Source organism: Micrococcus sp. Mcc28 (assembly GCF_024519775.1).
Lineage (GTDB): Bacteria > Actinomycetota > Actinomycetes > Actinomycetales > Micrococcaceae > Micrococcus > Micrococcus luteus.
In genome coordinates, this window is sequence record NZ_JALJRH010000040.1 from 1 (window position 1) to 696 (window position 696).

The window sequence follows — 696 nt, forward strand, 5'->3', positions numbered from 1 at the left end:
CGCCCGTTGCGCATCGCCATCATCGGTGCCGGACCCGCCGGGGTGTACACGGCGGACATCCTGACCAAGGAGGAACGGGACTTCCGGGTCAGCATCGACCTGTTCGACCGGTACCCGGCCCCGTTCGGCCTCATCCGCTACGGGGTGGCCCCGGACCATCCGCGCATCAAGGGCATCGTCACCGCCCTGCACAAGGTCATGGACCGCGGGGACATCCGTTTCCTCGGGAACGTGGACTACGGCACGGACCTGAGCCTGGCGGATCTGCGTCGGCATTACGACGCGATCGTGTTCTCCACCGGGGCCGTGCGGGACGCGGCCCTGGACGTTCCCGGGGTGGAGTTGGCCGGCTCGTTCGGTGGCGCCGACTTCGCGTCCTGGTATGACGGGCACCCGGATGTGCCGCGGCACTGGCCGTTGGAGGCCACGCAGGTGGCGGTGATCGGCAACGGGAACGTGGCCCTGGATGTGGCCCGGATCCTGTCCAAGCATGCCGAGGACCTGCTGCCCACCGAGATCCCGGACAACGTGTACCGGGACCTGGCCGCCTCCCCGGTCACGGATGTGCACGTGTTCGGCCGGCGCGGGCCGGCGCAGGTGAAGTTCACCCCGCTGGAGCTGCGGGAGCTGGCGCACTCCCGGGATGTGGACATCGTGTTGTACGAGGAGGACTTCGACTTCGATGAGGCCTCGGAG

Annotated in this window: 1 protein-coding gene; it reads left to right on the forward strand. The window is 68.7% G+C overall.

Translation table 11 applies throughout. The annotated features are described in order from the left end of the window. Nucleotides 1-696: FAD-dependent oxidoreductase (locus NR073_RS11005; protein WP_256748835.1), on the forward strand; the 696-nt coding region annotated here is incomplete at both ends.